Source organism: Pseudomonas kitaguniensis (assembly GCF_009296165.1).
Lineage (GTDB): Bacteria > Pseudomonadota > Gammaproteobacteria > Pseudomonadales > Pseudomonadaceae > Aquipseudomonas > Aquipseudomonas kitaguniensis.
On the sequence record NZ_VUAZ01000248.1, the window covers coordinates 1 to 666 of the forward strand.

1 protein-coding gene is annotated in these 666 nt (G+C 62.6%); it reads left to right on the plus strand.

Going from position 1 to position 666, the window contains the following annotated elements; genetic code table 11:
• Nucleotides 1–666: autotransporter-associated beta strand repeat-containing protein (locus F0169_RS27505; protein ID WP_341869117.1), on the plus strand; the 666-nt coding region annotated here is incomplete at both ends.

A 666-nucleotide genomic window follows, 5' to 3' on the forward strand; every position in this document is an offset into this window, starting at 1 on the left:
CGTCAACATGGACCGCCCCGCCGGCGCGCAATCGTCTGGCAAGGCGGCGCCTGGGACGATTGGCGCAACGATATCGGTGGCCCGGGCCGTCTGGAAAAAAGCGGCATCGGCTGGCTGCGCCTGAGTGGCAACAACAGCTTCGCCGGGGCCACCATCAAGGAAGGCATTCTGGAGCTGGACGGGGCTAACCACCTCAAGGGCGACGTAAACCTTGAAGGCGGTGTTCTGCGCCTGAACGGTTCATTGGCCGTCGAGGGCGATTACACCCAAGCGGCCGGTTCAACCTTGATGACCGGGCTGGTGGCCCAGGCAGACCCGGCCAAACTGCAGGTGCAAAACCAGGCGTCCATCAACGGTGGCTCGCTGTACCTGAGTGCGCAACCCAACAATTACTACTTGGGCCAGCAGTACAGCATCCTCCAAGCCAACGGGGCGTTGAACGGCGAGTTTGCCTCGATTGACCATCGCGAGTTCTCGCCCTTCCTGAGTGTTTCCCAGCTTAAGAAGGGCAACACCTTGCTGGTCGAGTTCGGCCGGGGTCGGTCACTGGCGTCGGCAGCGACCACTGCCAACCAGCGCGCCGTCGCCAATGCTGCCGACGCACAAACCTTACCCACCCCGTTACTGCAACGCCTGACAGCGTTGTTTCCCGAGCAGGCACCGTCG